Source organism: Arthrobacter tecti (assembly GCF_054511355.1).
Map to the genome: position 1 here is coordinate 34,929 of NZ_JBTNCT010000007.1, position 19,442 is coordinate 54,370.

General features: G+C 63.5%; 16 protein-coding genes and 3 tRNA genes. 6 read left to right on the forward strand and 13 right to left on the reverse strand.

The features are described from left to right. Positions 1-60: 60 nt before the first annotated feature. From ACX80C_RS09955 to tadA, 7 genes are all read right to left on the reverse strand, one after another. Positions 61-738, reverse strand: a complete 678-nt coding sequence (locus ACX80C_RS09955; RefSeq protein WP_459326314.1) for a DUF4232 domain-containing protein — start codon at positions 736-738, stop codon at positions 61-63. Between the two features lie 82 nt (positions 739-820). Continuing rightward, positions 821-1,540, reverse strand: coding sequence for a YcnI family copper-binding membrane protein (locus ACX80C_RS09960; RefSeq protein ID WP_459326315.1), 720 nt, complete (start codon positions 1,538-1,540; stop codon positions 821-823). Positions 1,541-1,606: 66 nt separating this feature from the next. After that, positions 1,607-2,212 (reverse strand): hypothetical protein, encoded by a 606-nt coding sequence (locus ACX80C_RS09965; RefSeq protein ID WP_459326316.1) that lies wholly within the window; start codon positions 2,210-2,212, stop codon positions 1,607-1,609. Positions 2,213-2,326: 114 nt separating this feature from the next. After that, positions 2,327-2,794: a 23S rRNA (pseudouridine(1915)-N(3))-methyltransferase RlmH gene (locus ACX80C_RS09970; RefSeq protein ID WP_459326317.1), complete on the reverse strand. Its 468-nt coding sequence runs from the start codon at positions 2,792-2,794 to the stop codon at positions 2,327-2,329. A 222-nt stretch (positions 2,795-3,016) separates the two neighbouring features. Continuing rightward, positions 3,017-3,106, reverse strand: a tRNA-Ser gene (locus ACX80C_RS09975). Between the two features lie 51 nt (positions 3,107-3,157). Continuing rightward, complete coding sequence (locus ACX80C_RS09980; protein WP_459326318.1) at positions 3,158-3,640, reverse strand: pyridoxamine 5'-phosphate oxidase family protein; 483 nt, start codon at positions 3,638-3,640, stop codon at positions 3,158-3,160. Positions 3,641-3,722: 82 nt separating this feature from the next. Further along, the gene (tadA, locus tag ACX80C_RS09985) at positions 3,723-4,202 is read right to left on the reverse strand and encodes a tRNA adenosine(34) deaminase TadA (RefSeq protein ID WP_459326319.1); all 480 of its coding nucleotides are present in this window, start codon (positions 4,200-4,202) and stop codon (positions 3,723-3,725) included. A gap of 23 nt (positions 4,203-4,225) precedes the next feature. On the opposite strand from tadA, the gene upp reads away from it, so the two are divergent. The 3 genes from upp (at position 4,226) to ACX80C_RS10000 (ending at position 6,707) form a co-directional block, all read left to right on the forward strand. Next, the gene (upp, locus tag ACX80C_RS09990; RefSeq protein ID WP_167990596.1) at positions 4,226-4,861 is read left to right on the forward strand and encodes a uracil phosphoribosyltransferase; all 636 of its coding nucleotides are present in this window, start codon (positions 4,226-4,228) and stop codon (positions 4,859-4,861) included. Positions 4,862-5,308: 447 nt separating this feature from the next. After that, positions 5,309-6,148, forward strand: coding sequence for a winged helix-turn-helix domain-containing protein (locus ACX80C_RS09995; RefSeq protein ID WP_459326320.1), 840 nt, complete (start codon positions 5,309-5,311; stop codon positions 6,146-6,148). 34 nt (positions 6,149-6,182) lie between these two features. Further along, positions 6,183-6,707 (forward strand): SixA phosphatase family protein, encoded by a 525-nt coding sequence (locus tag ACX80C_RS10000; protein ID WP_459326321.1) that lies wholly within the window; start codon positions 6,183-6,185, stop codon positions 6,705-6,707. Here ACX80C_RS10000 and ACX80C_RS10005 read toward each other — a convergent pair. Beyond that, complete coding sequence (locus tag ACX80C_RS10005) at positions 6,704-8,113, reverse strand: dihydrolipoyl dehydrogenase family protein (protein ID WP_459326322.1); 1,410 nt, start codon at positions 8,111-8,113, stop codon at positions 6,704-6,706. The two genes, ACX80C_RS10000 and ACX80C_RS10005, sit on opposite strands and share 4 nt — an antisense overlap. A gap of 95 nt (positions 8,114-8,208) precedes the next feature. Further along, positions 8,209-8,284, reverse strand: a tRNA-Arg gene (locus tag ACX80C_RS10010). A gap of 293 nt (positions 8,285-8,577) precedes the next feature. Between ACX80C_RS10010 and ACX80C_RS10015 the strand changes: the two genes are divergently transcribed. Next, positions 8,578-10,437, forward strand: coding sequence for a phosphoenolpyruvate carboxykinase (GTP) (locus tag ACX80C_RS10015; protein ID WP_459326323.1), 1,860 nt, complete (start codon positions 8,578-8,580; stop codon positions 10,435-10,437). Here the strand turns inward: ACX80C_RS10015 and ACX80C_RS10020 are convergent. Both ACX80C_RS10020 and ACX80C_RS10025 read right to left on the reverse strand, forming a co-directional pair. Next, entirely contained in the window at positions 10,434-10,847 is a 414-nt protein-coding gene (locus ACX80C_RS10020; protein ID WP_459326324.1) for an HIT family protein, read from the reverse strand. The genes ACX80C_RS10015 and ACX80C_RS10020 overlap by 4 nt on opposite strands. A gap of 97 nt (positions 10,848-10,944) precedes the next feature. After that, the gene (locus ACX80C_RS10025) at positions 10,945-12,351 is read right to left on the reverse strand and encodes a phosphomannomutase/phosphoglucomutase (protein ID WP_459326325.1); all 1,407 of its coding nucleotides are present in this window, start codon (positions 12,349-12,351) and stop codon (positions 10,945-10,947) included. A gap of 124 nt (positions 12,352-12,475) precedes the next feature. Here ACX80C_RS10025 and ACX80C_RS10030 point away from each other — a divergent pair, with 124 nt between their 5' ends. After that, positions 12,476-14,590, forward strand: a complete 2,115-nt coding sequence (locus ACX80C_RS10030; RefSeq protein ID WP_459326326.1) for a RecQ family ATP-dependent DNA helicase — start codon at positions 12,476-12,478, stop codon at positions 14,588-14,590. 83 nt (positions 14,591-14,673) lie between these two features. On the opposite strand, the gene ACX80C_RS10035 is transcribed toward ACX80C_RS10030, so the two are convergent. Next, positions 14,674-14,761: transfer RNA gene (locus tag ACX80C_RS10035), tRNA-Ser, on the reverse strand. A gap of 62 nt (positions 14,762-14,823) precedes the next feature. Further along, complete coding sequence (locus ACX80C_RS10040) at positions 14,824-16,911, reverse strand: prolyl oligopeptidase family serine peptidase (RefSeq protein WP_459326327.1); 2,088 nt, start codon at positions 16,909-16,911, stop codon at positions 14,824-14,826. A gap of 139 nt (positions 16,912-17,050) precedes the next feature. Between ACX80C_RS10040 and ACX80C_RS10045 the strand changes: the two genes are divergently transcribed. After that, positions 17,051-19,435, forward strand: coding sequence for an ATP-binding cassette domain-containing protein (locus ACX80C_RS10045; RefSeq protein WP_459326408.1), 2,385 nt, complete (start codon positions 17,051-17,053; stop codon positions 19,433-19,435). Positions 19,436-19,442 lie beyond the last annotated feature (7 nt).

Below are 19,442 nucleotides of genomic sequence, written 5' to 3' on the forward strand. Positions count from 1 at the left end.
CCCCTCTGACATTCTGTCAGAGGGGTAGGAGGAGGACCGGATGGTGCGGTGAAGTAGCTTCTACTGCGGCGCGAGTGGCTGCGTGGGGCTCACCGTCATGAGGACAATGTCTGTCGATGCGCAGGCTGTGGCGGTCTGATCGACAATCAGCGAAGCGGTGTCATTGGGAGGGTAAACCCGTAGCCCAACGGTGTCGGTCAACTCGCACTGGGCACCGTAGTTCTCCGCGCGGGTCTGCTGCAGGGGTGCAATTGCGGATGTTCCGGGGGCCAGTATGACCTCCTGGGATTCGCCCGAAGCGCGTTCTGCCGGGGCGCCCACCTGGTTGCCGTCGGCATCGACATAAGACACACCCGGGTACCCGGTGATTTCGCACTCCTCGTCGGAGACGTTTGTGAAGATCAGTTGCCGGTAGACGCTTCCGGCCGCACCCCCGCCCATCTCAGTTTCAAGGACGGCATCCAGCATGTCGGCGGTGCAGACGCCGTCGGCGACGGTCGCGGTCGGGCTCGGGCTGGCGGACTCCGTGGGCTCGCTGGTTTCGGTGGGTTCCGTGGAGGCCGAGTTCGAGGGCTCCGGTGCGGAGGAGGTCGCCTCCGTGGTCTCCTCAGCGGCGGACGACGACGGCGGGTTTGTCTGCTCTTCCGCAGGGTCACTGCCGGCGCAACCGGCAAGCGTGAGGGATCCAACGACGACGGCGGCGGACAGCCAGAGGGGCGCGTGTGTGCGGGTGGTCATGGCTCCACCCTTATGCGGGAGATTCCCTGCGTCAATCAGCCGCGACGGTGCGCGGCGGATTGACGCAGGGATTGTTATCTGGCTAGGCCTTCGCCCTGCGGGTGCGAATCAGCGCAGTTACACCGGCGATGAGCCCAAGCAGGCCTGCGCCAAGGCCCACGTAGCCGGCAGCTGCGGAGCCGGAGGTGTCGCTGCTGGCGGACGCGCTCTCAAGGTTGGCCGCCTCAGCGGTCTCCTCATCAGCGGCCTCCCCGCCGTGACCTTCCTCGGCTCCGGTCAGCGTGATGGTCGGAGCCGGCGCTTCAAGGCTGTGCGGATCCTCGCCTTCGGCTGGAATCTGCGCCCAGTCGGTTTCACCCTCGACGCAGCTCTGCAGGACGGGGAACGCGAGCGTTTCGCCCTCGCCTTCCGGCAGTTTGACGGAGATATCCATCTTCTGCAGGTAGCCGTCCTCCACAGGCGTTTCGGCTGTGTACACGATCTGGCCGACGCGCTCGGTCACGCTGGATCCGTTGTCGAGCGTCAACGGCTCGTCAAGGGTTTCCGTCACCTTCTCGACCTTCCAACCCGGGATGATCTCCGGCTTGGCGTCAACGAGCGGTTCGGGTAGTGAGATGGTGAGCTTGTTGGTGGGCGAGGCGTCGCAGCCATGCGAGAACGCCACGGTCAGGTTTGCGTAGGCTCCCGCGGCGGTGGTGTCCGCCTTGACGGTCACGTGGGCGGCTGCGCCTGCAAGCCCAAGGCCCATCAGGCCGGTGGTTGCTACGGCGGCAGTAAGGGTACGACGAACTGAAGTCTTCATGGTGTTACCTCTCAAAGGTTGTGAAAAATGCGCTGGCATAAGCGCTGGCGTGAGTGCCGGTATGGATTAGTGAGAGGTAATCAGGGGTGGACCGCGAAGGGGTCTTGTGTTCAGCAGGGGTTCGAGGTAGTTCACCGCCGGTGCCGCAGGGATGAGCGGGAGGTCGGCAAGGGGCAGGAACGTTGCGAGGCGGGGGAGGGTGGCCAGCGGCCGGAACCAGCGCAGCGCCAGGAGCAGAGCGGTTTCGCCGTGATACAGCATCAGCGCGGTGACTGCCACGGCGGCTGCGTGCGCGGCGAACATCAACGGGCTGTCGAATACCGCGAACGCGTGGGAGTGCTCCACCGCGGCCGATGATGCGCAATGCACCTGCTGCGTGCCGAAGTGGCCGCGTGCGGCCGGGACGCACGCCGCCGTCGTCGTAAGGGTGGTGAAGGCCTGGTGCAGCACCACCTGGCCGGCGCCGAGAACGCAGAGCACCGCAGGTAGCGAGAGTTTCTTGCGTGAGAGGACGGTGACTCCGAGCAGGGTCGCCGCGGCCAGCGCAGCGAGAATCAGCGGGCTGGGAAGGGCGGCACCGCCGGCAAGGTGGGCACCGGCGGCAAGGAAGAAGACGACGACGGCGGTCGCCACCGCGCGCACTATACGCGCGTGGGTGCCGAAGCTGCTCATCGGTCTCCTCCTCCCATGGATTTTCTACACTGCACGTAACTTCTACACCGCGTAGAAGCGGTGCGTTACTCCTACTGTATTCGCTGCTGCCGACAGTTTGGCTCGGTCGCCCGGTTACTCATGATGGTAGGGGCGGCGCCCTGCAATTTCCTGGGATCGGTAGAGCTGTTCGGCGAGGATGAGCCGGACCAGCTGGTGCGGGAAAACCAGCGGCGACAAGGACCAAACGAAGTCGGCCCGCTGGTGTACTTCCTGGTTCACGCCGTATGCTCCGCCGATGATGAGCGTGATGTTGCGCGAGGTATCCAACGGTTGCTGAAGTTTTGCCGCGAGGGTGGGGGAGTCGACGGCTTTGCCGCGTTCATCGAGGAGGATCACGTAGTCGGTGGCGTTCTTCCCGGTGAGGCGTTCGAGGAGCCGGGTGGATTCTTCGTCGCGGGCGGCATCGCCCTCGCGTGCGGAGTGTGGAATCAGTTGCCAGGAGAGGTCGAACGGTTTCTTGAGCCGCTTCTCGTACCGGGTGATCCCCTCGGCCACCCAGGACTCGTGTTTCCGGCCGACGGTCAGTGCGCGTAATGCCATGGGGTCAACGCTAGTGCCCGGGCGGCGTTGCGAGTTTCGCGGCGGCGCGCGTGCACTGATGCAACGGATCCGCTGACTCTGCGCACAGGGGGCCGCCTCGAACCACCTACCGCTGCGTCAACGGAACGGTTCCGCCGGCTCCGTGCACGCGGGATCAGGTGCTCAGAAACAAGAAAGGCGCCCAGACCGCTGCTAATTCAACGAACTGGACGCCTTCTCTTATGGCGGTGACGGTGGGATTTGAACCCACGTTGGCTTTTACACCAAACAACATTTCGAGTGTTGCACCTTCGGCCGCTCGGACACGTCACCAACGCTGACACTTTACCGGCTGAGGCGCTCTCCACCCAAAATGGGTTCGGGCTACAGGTCGACGACGTCGTTCTTGCCGGGATCCGGGCGATCCCCGGTGACCATACCCTTGGCGATCTTGAATGCCGCAACCACCCGCGGAGTATCCAGGGACCAGTACTCGGCGGTGTCGGCGTCCACCTTGATCAGCGCGATCGAAGGGTCATCCTTGCCGTCAAACCACGGCTTCACTGAAGGACTCCACAGCTCATCAACCTTGGCGCGTTCCTTCGTCAACGTGGCTGTACCGGCGATGGACAGGTAGCCCTTGCCGCTGCTGATGGAGACGTTGACCTGCGGGTTTGACCGGATCTCGTCCGCTTTCGGCGAGGGATCCTCCGTGAAGAACCAAAGGTCGCCGTCGAACTCTGTTTTCTGCACCGCGAGCGGCCGGCTCACCAGCTGGCCCTGCCCGTTCACAGTGGTCAGGATCGCGATGTCCGCGTCCTTCACGATTTTGATCAGTTCTTTCATGCCGTCCTCTTGCGAGTTCATGGTTGGCTCCATTTCCATCGGGGACCGGAAATAGTAAGCCTACGCACTATCTCGACGAGGGAAAAGCAGGGACCGGCGCCCGTCAGTCGCGCCGAACCTCGAAGAAGCCCCTCAACAGTGCCCCGCACTCAGCTTCCAGTACTCCCGGAAACACTTCGGTCCAGTGATTCAGCCGCCGTTCACGGAGAATGTCGAACACCGACCCCGCAGCACCTGCCTTCTCATCCCACGCGCCGAAAATAACACGCGGGATGCGGGCCAGCACGCTCGCTCCCGCGCACATCGAGCACGGCTCAAGGGTGACCACCAGCGTGCAGCCCTCCAGCCGCCACGATCCCACAGCCTCCGCAGCGCGGCGGATCGCGAGCACTTCAGCATGCGCAGTCGGGTCACCCGTTGCCTCCCGCTCGTTCCAGCCCGTCCCCAGGACCACCCCATCAGGACCGACGACGACGGCGCCAATCGGCACATCCTCCGTCTCCAGTGCGCGGCGGGCCGCCTGCAAAGCCAGTTGCATCCATTCGGCGTGGTTCGGTGCTGCGGCGGCAGGGTAGGCGGGCATGGGGCCAATGATACTTTTGAGCCATGCGCGTACTGGTTGTCGACCATCCCCTTGTGTCCCACAAACTCACGGTTCTGCGGGATAAAAACACCCCGTCACCGGTATTCCGGTTGCTGACGGAGGAGCTGGTCACGCTGCTCGCTTATGAGGCAACGCGTGAAGTCCGGGTTGAACCGGTGGAGATCCAGACTCCCGTGACGTCCACCATCGGAACCGGGTTGGTGAAGCCCACGCCGCTGGTCGTGCCCATTCTTCGTGCAGGGCTCGGAATGCTGGAGGGGATGACCCGCCTGGTTCCCACCGCTGAGGTCGGCTTCCTTGGAATGGCCCGCAACGAGGAAACCCTCGAAGCGATCACCTACGCCGAGCGTCTGCCGGATGACCTCACGGGGCGCCAGGTCTTCGTTCTGGACCCGATGCTCGCCACCGGCGGCACCCTGCGGGAAGCGATCAAGTTCCTTTTCCGGCGAGGAGCAGCTGATGTCACCTGCATCTGCCTGCTCGCCGCACCCGAGGGTCTGGAGGCTCTGAAGCAGGAGTTGGACGGAACAAACGTCACAATCGTGCTCGCCTCGATCGACGAGAAGCTCGACGACCGTGCCTACATCGTTCCGGGCCTCGGTGATGCGGGCGATCGACTGTATGGCGTCGTCGGCTAGAAGTGGCTGTCCACCATTCGGTCGCGCGACCGAAAGCCGGTAACGCAACCGGTTCACAAACTGGACGAATTGTCGGGTCGAACGAGTGCCCGTGGCCAATCCGTCTCCGGTTCTCGCTCTGAATACGGGTGGGGAAACGGAGTGTCCAACACTTCGAAAGTCCAGAATGCGGACCCTTTACCATTGTTACTTGTGCGTAAGTGATTGTTACGTGCAATAATTCGGATTGTGAACACCAACTCAGCAGCATCTGCAGCCGCAGCTTATTCCCGGGGCGTCACGCCCTCGTCGGGGACATGCTGCTGTCGAATGTGCGCGTAGCGGCCTACCCCATCCCGTTACGCATTTCCTAGCCCAACGGCGGGCTCCACAGAAGCTCCATCTCGACCGGGCACACCCCTGCATTCGAGCCGTGATGACGGCGATTCACCATGAGGTTGTTTAAACATGACCGTTTCTTCCGGATACGTCCATATCTCCCTACGCAACGCGCAGAGCCGGGCCAACGCCCAGCGCCAGGCCTACGGCCAGCGCCCGGGAATCCCCGCGTACTCTCAAGCTGCACCGTCCTACGCTGCAGGCTACGGCCCGCTGCAATCCGTGCCTACCCAGGGGGAGTATGCGCAGCCCATTACGGCGCCGGTTCCAGTGGTGACTCCCAATGGGATCCCCGGCCCCCAGCCGGTGACCGGAGACACCACCGCGCGCGGATTCGTCCTGTATGTCGCGCTGGATGAAGACACCGCCGCCGCCAGTGACACGACTTTGAGCAAGTTGGCACAGGATGTTCGTGCATACGTGCGCACGCTGGTTCCGGATGCGCAGAGCCACGCCGCAGTCGCACTGGCCCCTGCTGACGCCGTCGGGACCGATATCGACGTCGTTCGCCAAGCGCTGGGGGATCCCACGGTCAATCGCCGCCCGCGTGCCGAGCAACAGCCCACTCCCGCTCCGACACCACGGCCCACCGGCGTTCTGATTGACCTCTCACGCCGCGAGGTGCACCTGGACGGCGAGATCCTGAACCTGACGTTCAAGGAATTCGAGCTTCTGAACTACCTTGTTGAGAACGCGTCCCGCACAGTAGGCCGCGAGGAGCTGCTCAGCGGACTGTGGCGCAACGCCGACGAGGTGCCGAATGAGCGCACCATCGACGTGCACATTCGCCGCCTCCGCTCGAAGCTTGGCAGGCTGGCCAACACCGTGCGTACTGTTCGCGGACAGGGCTACCGGTTCTACGAGCACCCTGAAGTAGTGGTCTGGGCGGCCCCCGAGTACTCGATCTAGACGCCCGAAAGTGTCAGCCGCCTAGGATAGGGGAGTGTCCTCCCACCATCTGAAGCGCCTCATGCTGCTGCGTCATGCCAAATCCGATTGGCATTCCGACGTCGCGGATCATGAGCGGCCGCTGAGTTCGCGCGGGCACCGGGATGCGCCCCTGGTTGGGCGCTGGATGGTGGAGAACGACGCCGTCCCGGACCTTATCCTGTGCTCCACAGCCTTGCGGGCACGCCAGACGTGTACCTGGGTGTGCGACGAATTGGGGGAGAAGGCGCCTACCCCGCGGTTGGCAGCGGAGCTGTACGCTGCGAGCGCCACCTCGATGCTCACGGTCATCAACCATGTGCCGGAGACCGCAACGAGCTTGCTCGTAATCTCGCACCTGCCGGGGCTCCAGAACCTTGCAATGCGTTTGGCGTCCGTGGACTCAGATGAAGATTCCGTGGTTGATCTGGCCACGCACTATCCGTCGGCGGCGCTCACGGTGTTCCAGCACGGCGGGCTCTGGGCTGAACTGGACGGACGCGATGCCGACGTGACCGACTTTGTGGTGCGGCGCGCCTAGAGGCCGTACTTTTCGAGCAGTCGGAGCCAGACCTCGTTGATGGTCGGGTAGGCGGGTACCGCGTGCCAGAGGCGGTCCAATGGAACCTCACCGACAATCGCGATGGTCGCCGCGTGCAGTAACTCAGCCACGTCCGGCCCCGCGAAGGTAACGCCGACCAACACCTTGCGTTCCTCATCGACCACTATCTGCGCCCAGCCCTCGTAGGCATCCGCGTGCAGCGAAGAACCCGCGACTGCGATCTCCAGCGACGTCTCGCTGACCTCCAGCCCGTCTTTTTGTGCGGCTTCGAGGGTCCTGCCGGCCATCACAATTTCAGGGTCGGTGAACACCACCTGCGGTACGGCGTACCTGTCGGCTGTAGCCGCGAAAGCGCTCCACCTCTCGGGCGGTCCGTCGAGCTGTCCCTTGGAACGGGCAACTATCGCGTCCCCGGTCATACGGGCTTCGTACTTGCCCTGATGCGTGAGGAGTACCTTCCCCGCGGCATCTCCGACGGCGTAGAGCCAGGGATGGGCGGCAACCTGCCCCGACTCGTCCGTCGCGAGCCCCTTGGGATCGAGATCGAGCGACTCCAGCCCGAGCCCCACCAATGCGGGATGCCGGCCCGTGGAGACCAGCAGCTTCTCCGACTGAACCACCTCACCGCCCGAGAGAACAACGCGGAAGTGGCCGCCGTCGTCGTGCACGGACTTTGTCTCGGTGAACAAGCGCAGGGTGACGCCGTCGCGCTCGAGGCCCTTTGCCACAAGCGCCGATGCCTGCCCAGGATAGTTGCCGAGCAGTCCGCTGCGCGCGATCAGGGTGACCCGGGAACCGAGCCTCGCGTACGCCTGTGCGAGCTCAGCGCCGGCCACGCCACCGCCGAGCACAGTGAGGCTTTCGGGCACTTCTTTCGCCGATGTTGCTTCGCGGGTGCCCCAGAAGGCGAGTTCGCTGAGCCCGTCGATGGGCGGCACGGAGGGCGTCGAGCCCGTTGCGAGAACGACGGCGTGGCGCGCGAGAAGGCGCGTGGCGCCGTCGTCGTTGGATACTTCCACCTGCCGTTCACCGGTGAGCCGCGCCATGCCGCGGATGAGGGTGATGCCGGTGTCGTTCACCCAGTCGACCTGCGATGAATCGTCCCAGTGGGAGGTGAACTCGTCGCGCCGGGCGAGGACCTGCTGGACGTCGAGCGTTCCTGTGACGGCTTCCCGGGAGCCGGCGACGGCGCGGGCTGCGTTCAGCGCTGTTCCGGGGCGAAGGAGGGCTTTCGAGGGCATGCAGGCCCAATAGGAACACTCGCCGCCAACGAGTTCGGATTCCACAAGGACGACAGACAACCCGCCCCGCACAATGCGGGCGGCGGCATTTTCACCGACAGCGCCGGCGCCGATGACGATGACGTCGGTGGGTTTCTCAGTCATGGATCTGAGCCTTCCACCTGAGCGGAGGTCAGGGCAAGGGATGGCCGTGCGTTAAACGAAAACCGCCCCGGGCTGCTGCCGGGGCGGTTTTGGTCTGGTGCGCGCGAAGGGATTCGAACCCCCAACCTTCTGATCCGTAGTCAGATGCTCTATCCGTTGAGCTACGCACGCATTTTGCAAGCCGTTTGAAGGCTTTCGCATGGCCGTTTGGCCGTAGATAACTCTACAGCCATTCAGAACCTAATGCTAATTCGGCTGTTCAGCATCAAGAAAAGGCACCATTGAGGCTAGACCGGTCTACGTGACCTTAATCACAGAACTTGCATGTTCAAAAGCTTGAATTCCGCGCAATCTCGCGGTTCCTCCATCTTTGCACAATCGACTGGAGCTCGAATTGTCCGGTTCTCTGTAACAACTCACCCCTAGCATCGATACACATCCGACATCCAACGAAGGGAAGAGAAATGGGCGATTCCGTGCGACAGCCGCTGCTCGCTGAACGAGCGACTGAAGAGGCCGCAGTTTCCGCTGCCCCAACAACTCACGCAGCTCTGCTGGCCTGGGTTGAGGAGACTGCCGCGCTGACCCAGCCTGACCGAATCTATTGGGTCAATGGTTCCGCACAGGAGAACGCCGAGCTCACGGATGAGTTGGTTGCTGCCGGCACGCTGAAGCGTTTGAACCATGAGCTCTTTCCCAACTCGTTCGCAGCATTCTCCGACCCTGCGGACGTAGCCCGCGTCGAGGAGCAGACCTTCATCTGCTCCCGGAATGAGCGCGACGCCGGATTCACGAACAACTGGATGGATCCAGGTGCCATGAAGGACAAGCTGCGTGGCTTGTTCGCCGGATGTATGCGTGGCCGCACCATGTACGTGATCCCGTTCGTCATGGGCCACCTGGATGCACAGGAGCCGAAGTTCGGCGTCGAAATCACAGACAGCGCGTACGTCGTGACCTCTATGCGGATCATGGCGACCATCGGTACTGCGGTGCTTGACCGGATGACTGAACTCAGTGCCGACTTCGTCCCCGCGCTGCACTCGCTTGGCGCACCCCTGGAGCCAGGGCAGCAGGACGTCTCCTGGCCGTGCAATGACGAGAAGTGGATTGTCCACTTCCCGGAAGAGCGCTCAATCTGGTCGTTCGGTTCCGGCTACGGCGGAAACGCCCTGCTCGGCAAGAAGTGCTACGCCCTGCGTATCGCCTCCGTCATGGCGCGGGATGAAGGGTGGCTGGCGGAGCACATGCTCATCCTGAAGCTCACCTCGCCGGAGAACAAGACATACTACGTTTCGGCCGCGTTCCCCTCAGCCTGCGGCAAGACCAACCTGGCGCTGCTGGATCCGACCATCGAGGGCTGGAAGGTCGAAACGCTCGGCGACGACATCACCTGGATGCGCTTCGGCAAGGAGGGCGAGCTGCGTGCGGTGAACCCTGAGGCCGGCCTTTTCGGTGTTGCCCCGGGTACAGGCTGGAAGACCAACCCCAACGCGATGCGCGCTATCGCCAAGGGCAATTCGATTTTCACCAATGTTGCATTGACCGACGACGGCGGAGTCTGGTGGGAGGGCATGACCGAGGAAGTGCCCGCTCACCTTACGGATTGGCAGGGCAACGACTGGACGCCGTCGTCGGACGCTCCAGCCGCCCACCCGAACGCTCGGTTCTGCACACCGATCGACCAGATCGACATGCTCGCCGATGAGTTCAATGATCCCGAGGGCGTTGAGCTGTCCGCGATCCTGTTCGGTGGGCGCCGAAAAACAACCGTGCCTCTGGTCACGCAGTCCCGCGATTGGACCAACGGTATCTTCATGGGATCCACCCTCTCTTCGGAGACGACTGCGGCCGCGGCCGGCGCTGTCGGTCGGGTGCGCCGGGACCCAATGGCGATGCTTCCCTTCATGGGGTACGACGCCGGCGATTACCTCAGCCACTGGCTGAAGGTCAGCGGCCAGGCCGATCAGTCGCGCCTGCCGGAGATCTTCCTGGTGAACTGGTTCCGCCGTACCGCCGATGGCGGCTTCGCCTGGCCCGGCTTCGGCGACAACTCGAGGGTGATGAAGTGGATCATTGAGCGCCTCGAAGGAAAGGCCGCTGCGGTTGAGACGCCCATCGGTTACGTCCCGGCTCCGGATTCCCTTGACCTGACTGGTCTGGACCTCACGCCCGCGGATGTTGCAGAGGCGGTTCGGGTAGACGCGGAGGAGTGGGACGCCGAGCTTGAGGGAATCGAGCAGTGGTACCAGCAATTCGGTGACTCTCTGCCGAAGGAACTCGTCAACGAACTTGAGAACCTGAAGAAGCGGTTTGCCGCCTAGCTCAACTCTTCAAGATAGGCCGTGATTCTGGCCCGCAGCACATCGTGCTGCGGGCCAGCCGCATTTCCGGGGTCTGACCAGTTCGATTCCGGATAAAGCCAAACGGGCTTCCGTCTGAGATTTGGCTCTTCCCAGGCATAACGCGGCCAGAGGTGTGCGTGGAGATAAGGGTCGGTGTTGCCGAGGATTTCGATGTTCACGCGGAGGAATGCCGAATCAACATCCTCGCAGGCCCGCTCCACCGCACTGGCCAGAATCGTCATGCTCGCCAGGAACGAGGTCGCCTTCGGTGGGGTTAGGTCAGAGAGTCTGGTGACGGTTGGATCGTCGGTCAGCAGGACGCAATACCCCGGAAGCCACTGCACGTCGCCGAAGACGGCGAAGCCGCCCGGCAACCGCTTCATGACCATGGGGTTCTCTCCACGGTGCGCAGCAGCTATACGGTCTCCGCGCCAGTGCTGGCGTTGAGGACCCGCTCGTCCCGTCAGGTTACCGGCGCCCGCCACGTTACCGGCGGATCTGTTCCAGCACGGCCGCGGTTAGGGTCTCCAAAGTCGCAGGGTCTTCCGCTTCGGCGTTGAGGCGGAGGAAGGGTTCTGTGTTCGATGCCCGCAGGTTGAACCACCACGAGCCGTCCTCCGCCGTAAAGGTGAGGCCGTCCACCTCATCCACAGTGACGCCGTCATTCTCGAATTCCTGTCGCACACGCGCGGTGGCCGCAGCGGCGTCGTCGATTTTCGAGTTGATCTCTCCGGAGGAGAAGTAAGGCTCGTACTCCCGGCCAAGGTCGGAGAGCGGCCGCTCCTGTTCTCCGAGCGCTGCCAGAACGTGCATCGCCGCAAGCATGCCGGTGTCTGCGTTCCAGAACTCGCGGAAGTAATAGTGCGCCGAATGTTCGCCGCCGAACACCGCGCCTTCCTCTGCCATGACGGCTTTGATGAAGGAATGGCCCACGCGCGTCCTGACCGGGCGTCCGCCCTCTGCCCGTACCAGTTCCGGGACCGCACGCGAGGTGATCAGATTGTGGATGATCACCGGTTCCTGCTCCCCGTTGGCCTGTGCGCGGCGGATCTCGCGGCGGGCAACCATGGCCGTGACCGCGCTCGGTGACACGGGCTCGCCTCGCTCGTCGATTACGAAGCAGCGATCGGCGTCCCCGTCGAAGGCAAGGCCGATATCGGCATGGTTACTCAGCACAGCCCGCTGCAGATCCCTGAGGTTTTCCGGTTCCAGCGGGTTTGCGGGGTGGTTGGGGAAGGTGCCATCCAGTTCGAAGTAGAGGGGAATGATCTCAAGCGGTAGAGCGTCAAGGTACTGGTTACCCAAAACAGCGGGAGTGGTTAGCCCGGCCATACCGTTTCCCGCGTCCACAACAACCTTGAGTGAGCGGATGCGCGAAAGATCGACCAGGGAGCGCAAGTACTGCGCGTAGTCCTCAAGGATGTCCCTCGAGGAGGTGGCGCCCTGAACGTCGACGGCGGGGATCGCGCCGTCGGAAAGGTACTGTTCGGCCCGCTCCCTGATCTCGGTCAGGCCAGTCTCAGATGAGACGGGAACGGCGCCCGGGCGTGACATCTTCATACCGTTGTACTGCGCCGGATTGTGGCTGGCGGTGAACGTGACCCCGGCAGCATCCAGTTTTCCGCTCGCGTAGTACAGCTCATCGGTGGAAATCTCACCCAGGAAGATCACATCGGCGCCGCGGGCTGTAGCTCCCTCAGCGAAAGCGTGGCTGAACTCCGGCGACGAGGGCCGCATATCCCCGCCCACCAGCACCGTCTCGCCTGCAAGGCCGAGTACGTCAACGAAGGCGGCACCTACCGCCCGCACTGTTTCAGCGGTGATGGTTTCACCCACAATTCCACGTACGTCGTAGGCCTTGAAGGAAGCTGAGAGGTCGATGGTTGTGTTCACGCTCGAAAGTCTAGCCGGTTCGATTGGCGGGCCAGTGGGCTGGGGAGGAATGGTTGACGGCGGTTGTCAACATAGCGGACCAACCCGCGGGTTTTCGTCGGTGCCGGCTGCAATACTGGGGCGCATGGCTGAAACCACCACGCTGCACCACCAGGCACTCTCGATCCTGCGCACCCTCGTGGGGCGCGAGGACGCTGCGTTCCACGAGGGCCAGTTCGAGGCTATCGAGGCACTGGTCAATGGAGGCCGCCGCGCACTGGTGGTACAGCGCACCGGCTGGGGGAAATCCGCCGTGTACTTCGTCGCGAGCCTGCTCCTGCGAACGGCTGGTGCCGGGCCAACCCTGATCGTTTCTCCGCTGCTCGCACTCATGCGGGACCAGGTAGCTGCGGCTGAGCGGGCCGGAGTGCGGGCGGCTGCGATCAACTCAGCCAATCAGACGGAGTGGCAGGGGATCTCCGCGCAGCTCGAGGCAAATCAGGTTGACGTGCTCCTGGTCTCCCCTGAGCGGCTGAATAACCCATCCTTCCGGGAGAACCACCTGCCGGAACTTATCCGCCGAACAGGACTGTTGGTGATTGATGAGGCCCACTGCATCTCCGACTGGGGCCATGATTTCCGTCCTGATTATCGGCGGCTCCGGGACCTCATCACCACGCTTCCGCAGGGTGTGCCGGTGCTCGCCACCACAGCAACCGCAAACTCAAGAGTGGTCAAGGACGTAGAGGAGCAACTGGGTACAGACGGCACGCCTGTGTACACCCTGCGCGGGAACCTGGCGAGGAAATCGCTTCGGCTCGGCGTGCTCCGCCTGCCCAGTCCACGGTCGCGTCTCGCGTGGCTCCTTACCCACCTTGAAGACCTTCCTGGAAGCGGCATCATCTACGCCCTGACAGTTTCCGCAGCTGAAGACACCGCCCGCTTGCTGCGGGAGAGCGGACACCGGGTGCAGGCCTATACCGGGCGAACCGATCCGGCGGATCGCGAGTCAGCGGAACAGGCGCTAAAGAAGAATGAGGTGAAGGCCCTGGTTGCCACCAGCGCCCTGGGAATGGGCTTCGACAAACCGGATCTAGGGTTCGTTTTACACCTCGGCGCCCCGTCCTCGCCTGTTGCGTACTACCAGCAGGTGGGCAGGGCCGGCCGCGGGACTCCCAATGCTGATGTGCTGCTTCTTCCCGGGGCGGAGGACAGGGACATCTGGGAGTACTTTGCTACTGCTTCAATGCCCGCCGAAGACAAAGCGCAGCGCATCCTCGACGCCCTGGCAGACGGTAGCGTACTGTCTACACCGGCTTTGGAAACCCGCGTGGACGTGCGGCGCTCGCCGTTGGAGCTCCTGTTGAAAGTGCTGGATGTGGACGGCGCCGTGCGTAAGGTAACCGGCGGATGGCAGGCCACCGGCAAGCCCTGGCAGTACGACAGCGAACGCTACGCCCGTATCGCCAAAGCCCGCGTGCACGAGCAGAAGTCCATGCTGGACTACGAGAACACCCGAAGCTGCCGGATGGAGTTCCTCGCCGCAGCTCTGGATGATCCGGGAGCTGCGCCCTGCGGCCGGTGCGACAACTGTGCCGGCCCCTGGTACTCCGACGAGGTCTCACACGACGCCTCTGAGAGTGCAGGAAGCGCCCTCGGCAGAGTGGGGGTGGAACTCGAGCCACGAGGTCAGTGGCCCTCCGGCATGGACAAGCTGGGTGTCCCCGTGAAGGGTCGGATTCCAGCCGATCAGTTCCTGTCTCCCGGACGAGCACTCGCCCGTCTGACGGACCTCGGCTGGGGAAACCGGGTACGGGAACTCCTGGCCGAGGGATCAGAAGACCGGCCACTTGATGCACTGGCTGCCCAGGCATGCGTGAAGGTATTGTCCGAATGGGGCTGGGAAACCAGGCCAGTTGCCGTTGTCAGCATGCCATCACGACGCCGCCCCCTCCTGATCCAGTCCCTTGCCGAAGGGCTCGCGAGGGTCGGAAAAATCCCGTACCTCGGCGCGCTACAAATGCCGAATGGGTGGCCGAGCGGCGCGTCGGGTGGCAACAGCGCGTTCAGGTTGGCGGCGGTGTGGGACAAATTCGCCGTCCCGACAGACGGCCGCGCCTGGTTTGCTGCCAATCCGGGCCCCGTGCTCCTGGTCGACGATCTCGCAGACAGCCGATGGAGTGTGACCGTGGCAGGAAAGGCCCTCCGGGATGCGGGAGCGCAGGCGGTCCTTCCGTTCACGCTTGCACTCAAGGCGTAGCCCCGCAGCCGGCAAACGCCGAAACAGGTGGATAACACAGAGGAACCCCGGACCAGATGGCCCGGGGTTCCTCACATTTTCAGCGGAGACGGGGGGATTTGAACCCCCGGTAGGCTTTAGACCCACACTTCATTAGCAGTGAAGCCCATTCGGCCGCTCTGGCACGTCTCCAGCAGCTATTACTAGCCACCCAAGACTACCCAGAACCAAAGGGCAAGAGCAAAATACGCGCCCTACAGCTGTCCGGTGAGCGCCTTCCACACGAACTCCTGCGACATGGCATGCATCCGGGCGGCCTGGCGGTTGTCGGAAGCGCCCGCATGGCCGCCTTCCAACGCCTCGTGGAACCACACGTTTTCCACACCAAGCGCCTTCATGCGGGCAGCCATCTTCCGGGCCTGGACCGGGCCCACCCGGTCATCGCTCGTCGCCGTCCAGATCAGCGTCTTCGGATACTGCGTACCCTCGCGGAGCCGGTGGTAGGGCGAGAAGGTCTGCACGTACTCCCACTCTTCCGGCTTGTCCGGGTCTCCGTATTCAGCGATCCACGAGTACCCGGCTGAGAGCTTGGTGTACCGCTTCATATCCAGCAGCGGTACACCGCACGAGATCGCGCCAAACAGTTCAGGGTACTGGGTCAGCATGTTTCCCACGAGCAGCCCGCCGTTGCTGCGACCCGTGCAGCCCAGCAGCTCCGGCCTGGTCACACCGCGATCCGCCAGGTCCTGCGCGATCGCCGCGAAGTCCTCGTACGCACGGTGCCGGTTCGCGTGCAGTGCCGCCTGATGCCAGCCCGGACCGTACTCACCGCCGCCTCGAATGTTGGCCAGTACATACACACCGTGTCGCCCGTCGGACGTCCGGCGCTCCAGCCAACCGCGGCCGATCACACCGCTGTACGCCGGTGTCATTGCGTTCTCGAAGCCGCCGTAACCGGACAGCAGCGTTGGGTTGCCGCCGTCGAGCTTTAACTCCTTCGACGCAACCTGGAAGTAGGGAACCCGGGTGCCGTCCTTCGAAATGGTGAAGTGCTGCTCAACCGTGAAGGAGCTTTCGTCAAAGTACGACGGCGATGCCTTCACTTCGTCATGCGTCCCACCGATCGTGCCCCGCACCACTGTGGTGGGGGTAAGGAAGCCGGTGGCGACAAGCCAGTAGTCGTTGCCAGCGTCGTCGTCCTCGTCATCAACCGCATAGGCGTCCACCGAGTGCAGCGGCGGGCAGGCATCCAGCACATCGGCAGACCAATGGGCAGCCGGGTTCAGTACGTGAATCTCGGAGGAAACGTCCTTCAGCAGGTTCAGCAGAAGGTAGTCGCGCGTCCAGCTCCAGGACTGCAGGGCGGTCTGCGGATCGGGCTCGAAGACGGCGGTAAGCGCACGGTTGCCGCCGAGGAAGTCCTCAAGCCGCGCGACCTGGAGGGAACCGGCCGGGTAGGTGACGCCGTCGAGGTCGAAATCCGTCCGTGGACGCAGCAGCAGCCATTCGCGGTGGAGTGAGACGTTGACGTCGTCGGGCACGTCGATGTGCACCCACTCGTCGTTCCGGCGGAGGTAGGTGCGGCTGGAGTAGAAGTCGACGATGTGGGCGGCGATGTCGCGCTCGAACCCCGGCGTCTGGTCGCGCACCACGGCAGCCATCATCGAGTTCTCAGGAATCTCGAAGTACAGTTCCGAGGACTCCAGCGACTCGCCGCGGCGCAGTGTACGGACGGTCCGCGGGTAGGAGCTCGTGGTCATGGAACCCGGCCCGAAGTCAGTCCCGACGTGCAGGGCATCCGGCCCCGCCCAGCTGATCCGGCTCTTGGCAACCGGAATGTCGAACCCGCCCGGCACGAAAACGCGGTCGACGACGTCGTACTCCCGGTAGCGCTGCGCGTCACCGCCGTCAGGGGAGAGCGCAAGGAGCGCCAGACGGTAGGGCTCGCCCTCGGCGGGACGGAGGAACATTGCGCCGCCCCACACCCAGTCCTGGCCCTCGGCCGCACTCAGGGCGTCAACGTCGAGGAGGAGCTCCCAATCAGGTGCATCCGTGAGGTAGCTGTCCCAGGTGGTGCGGCGCCAGAGGCCCTTGGGGTGCTCCTTGTCCCGCCAGAAGTTGTAGTAGTGCTCGCCGCGCTTGCCGACCATGGGAATGCGGTCGGTGGAATCAAGCACCTCAAGCAGGCGCTGCTCCGTTGCCAGGAAGCCGTCATTGATCAGCTTCGACTCGGTGACCGCGTTCTCATCGCGCACCCAATCCAGTGGCTTCTCGCCGTAGATGTCCTCGAGCCAGAGGAACTCGTCGTCGGTTGCGGGGTCATGCTGTGTGGTGGACGTCATACCGTTATCTTAGGCAACTTGGGGTGGTTCGCTCCACAAATAGTGCCTGCCGAATGTCGGCGCCAACTGATTAGATAGAGCCAAACGACGACGACGGCCGGCCCGGGTGCGCCCGAACCGCCCAGGAGATGGGGAAATGATGAGTACGGCCACAGGTACAGAACCAACTTCGCTGCACGCTGCGGACACCCATGACCTGATCCGCGTGGAGGGCGCACGGGAGAACAACCTCAAGGACTTCAGCGTCGAAATTCCGAAGCGTCGGTTGACCGTGTTCACCGGTGTTTCGGGCTCCGGAAAGAGTTCGCTGGTGTTCGCGACCATCGCCGCAGAGTCCCAGCGGATGATCAATGAAACCTACAGTGCTTTTGTGCAGGGCTTCATGCCCTCCCTTGCGCGGCCGGAGGTGGACCGCCTTGAGGGGCTGACCACGGCCATCATCGTCGACCAGGAGCGGATGGGTTCCAACCCGCGGTCCACGGTGGGCACCGCCACGGATGCGAACGCGATGCTTCGGATCCTCTTCAGCCGTCTGGGCTCTCCACAGATTGGCCCGCCCACCGCGTTCTCCTTCAATGTGCCAACCCGTAAGGCCAGCGGTGTGATGTCCACGGACAAGGGCGGCCGTGTCGAGAAGAATGTGGTCAGTCAGGCTGTTTATCTGGGCGGCATGTGCCCGCGGTGCGAGGGCATGGGCAATGTCAGTGACATTGACCTCACCGCCCTGTATGACGAGACCAAGACACTCGAGGACGGCGCGCTGACGGTCCCCGGGTACTCGATGGACGGATGGTTTGGCCGGTTGTTCGAGGGTGTTGGCCTGCCGATGGACAAGCCGATCGCCAAGTTCACCAAGAAGCAGCTCGACACCATGCTCTACTCCGAGCCAACCAAGATCAAGGTCGAGGGCATCAACCTGACCTTCGAGGGCATCATCCCCAAGATCCAGAAATCGGTGCTGTCCAAGGACCCGGAGGCGATGCAGCCGCACGTGCGCCGGTTTGTCGAGCGGGCGGTGACCTTCCAGAGGTGCCCGGAATGCGAGGGGACGCGGCTCACCCGGGAAGCCCTCGCATCGAAGATCAACGGCAAGAACATCGCCGAGCTCTGCCAGATGCAGATCAGCGACCTCACCGGGTGGATCCGGGACCTTCAGGAGCCCTCCGTTGCACCCTTGCTCAAGGGGCTGCAGCACCTCCTTGATTCCTTCACGGAAATCGGGCTGGGTTACCTCTCACTGGATCGGCCGGCAGGCACGCTCTCCGGCGGCGAAGCGCAGCGCACCAAGATGATCCGGCATCTCGGATCCTCGCTGACGGATGTCACGTACGTGTTCGACGAGCCCACAATCGGCCTTCACCCGCATGACATCGAGCGGATGAACAACCTGCTGCTGCAGCTGCGGGACAAGGGCAACACCGTGCTCGTGGTCGAGCACAAGCCCGAAACGATCGCCATTGCCGATCACGTGATTGACCTGGGTCCGGGTGCAGGCACCGCGGGTGGAACGCTCTGCTTCGAGGGAACGGTGGACGCGCTGCGCAGCAGCGACACGATCACGGGCAGGCACCTCGATGACAGGGCGGGTTTGAAGGAGACGGTGCGGTCGTCGTCCGGTGCGCTTGAGGTCCGTGATGCGTCCACGCATAACCTGCGGAATGTTGACGTCGATATCCCATTGGGTGTGCTCTGCGTAGTCACGGGCGTGGCCGGATCGGGTAAGAGTTCACTGATCCACGGATCGGTTGCGGGCAGGGAGGGCGTAGTGGTCATCGACCAGGGTGCTATTCGTGGCTCACGCCGAAGCAATCCTGCCACCTACACGGGACTGCTTGAGCCGATCCGCAAGGCATTCGCCAAAGCTAACGGCGTGAAGCCTGCCCTCTTCAGTTCCAACTCGGAGGGAGCCTGCCCCACCTGCAACGGCGCGGGCGTCATCTACACCGAGCTCGGCGTCATGGCTACGGTGGAGTCTCCCTGCGAGGATTGCGAGGGCAAGCGATTCCAGGCCTCCGTGTTGGAGTACCGGTTGGGCGGGAAGAACATCGCCGAGGTGCTCGCGATGTCCGTGACTGAAGCGGAAGGTTTCTTCAGCGACGGGGACGCACGCACGCCGGCGGCGCACAAGGTCCTGGACCGGCTGGCCGACGTCGGGCTTGGTTATCTCAGCCTCGGCCAGCCGCTCACCACCCTCTCCGGTGGTGAACGCCAGCGGCTGAAGCTAGCGACGCAGATGGGAGAGAAGGGCGATGTCTACATCCTCGACGAGCCGACCACCGGCCTCCACCTGGCAGACGTTGCGCAGCTCTTGGGCCTGCTCGACCGGCTTGTGGACTCGGGCAAATCGGTAATCGTGATCGAGCATCACCAGGCCGTGATGGCGCACGCGGACTGGATCATTGACCTCGGGCCGGGAGCAGGTCACGACGGCGGCAAGGTTGTCTTCGAGGGAACGCCCGCTGAGTTGGTTGCCGGCAAGTCGACGCTCACAGGCGAGCATCTGGCCGCATACGTGGGAGGCTGACTTCACG

Coding starts and splice junctions, on each gene's coding strand:
- ACX80C_RS09995 (WP_459326320.1), top strand. CDS start 5,309: ATGACCGTTTCTTCCGGATACGTCCATATCTCCCTACGCAACGCGCAG.
- ACX80C_RS10015 (WP_459326323.1), top strand. CDS start 8,578: ATGGGCGATTCCGTGCGACAGCCGCTGCTCGCTGAACGAGCGACTGAA.
- ACX80C_RS09960 (WP_459326315.1), bottom strand. CDS start 1,540: ATGAAGACTTCAGTTCGTCGTACCCTTACTGCCGCCGTAGCAACCACC.
- ACX80C_RS10030 (WP_459326326.1), top strand. CDS start 12,476: ATGGCTGAAACCACCACGCTGCACCACCAGGCACTCTCGATCCTGCGC.
- ACX80C_RS09965 (WP_459326316.1), bottom strand. CDS start 2,212: ATGAGCAGCTTCGGCACCCACGCGCGTATAGTGCGCGCGGTGGCGACC.
- ACX80C_RS09970 (WP_459326317.1), bottom strand. CDS start 2,794: ATGGCATTACGCGCACTGACCGTCGGCCGGAAACACGAGTCCTGGGTG.
- ACX80C_RS10005 (WP_459326322.1), bottom strand. CDS start 8,113: ATGACTGAGAAACCCACCGACGTCATCGTCATCGGCGCCGGCGCTGTC.
- ACX80C_RS09955 (WP_459326314.1), bottom strand. CDS start 738: ATGACCACCCGCACACACGCGCCCCTCTGGCTGTCCGCCGCCGTCGTC.
- upp (WP_167990596.1), top strand. CDS start 4,226: ATGCGCGTACTGGTTGTCGACCATCCCCTTGTGTCCCACAAACTCACG.
- tadA (WP_459326319.1), bottom strand. CDS start 4,202: ATGCCCGCCTACCCTGCCGCCGCAGCACCGAACCACGCCGAATGGATG.
- ACX80C_RS10020 (WP_459326324.1), bottom strand. CDS start 10,847: ATGGTCATGAAGCGGTTGCCGGGCGGCTTCGCCGTCTTCGGCGACGTG.
- ACX80C_RS10045 (WP_459326408.1), top strand. CDS start 17,051: ATGAGTACGGCCACAGGTACAGAACCAACTTCGCTGCACGCTGCGGAC.
- ACX80C_RS09980 (WP_459326318.1), bottom strand. CDS start 3,640: ATGAACTCGCAAGAGGACGGCATGAAAGAACTGATCAAAATCGTGAAG.
- ACX80C_RS10040 (WP_459326327.1), bottom strand. CDS start 16,911: ATGACGTCCACCACACAGCATGACCCCGCAACCGACGACGAGTTCCTC.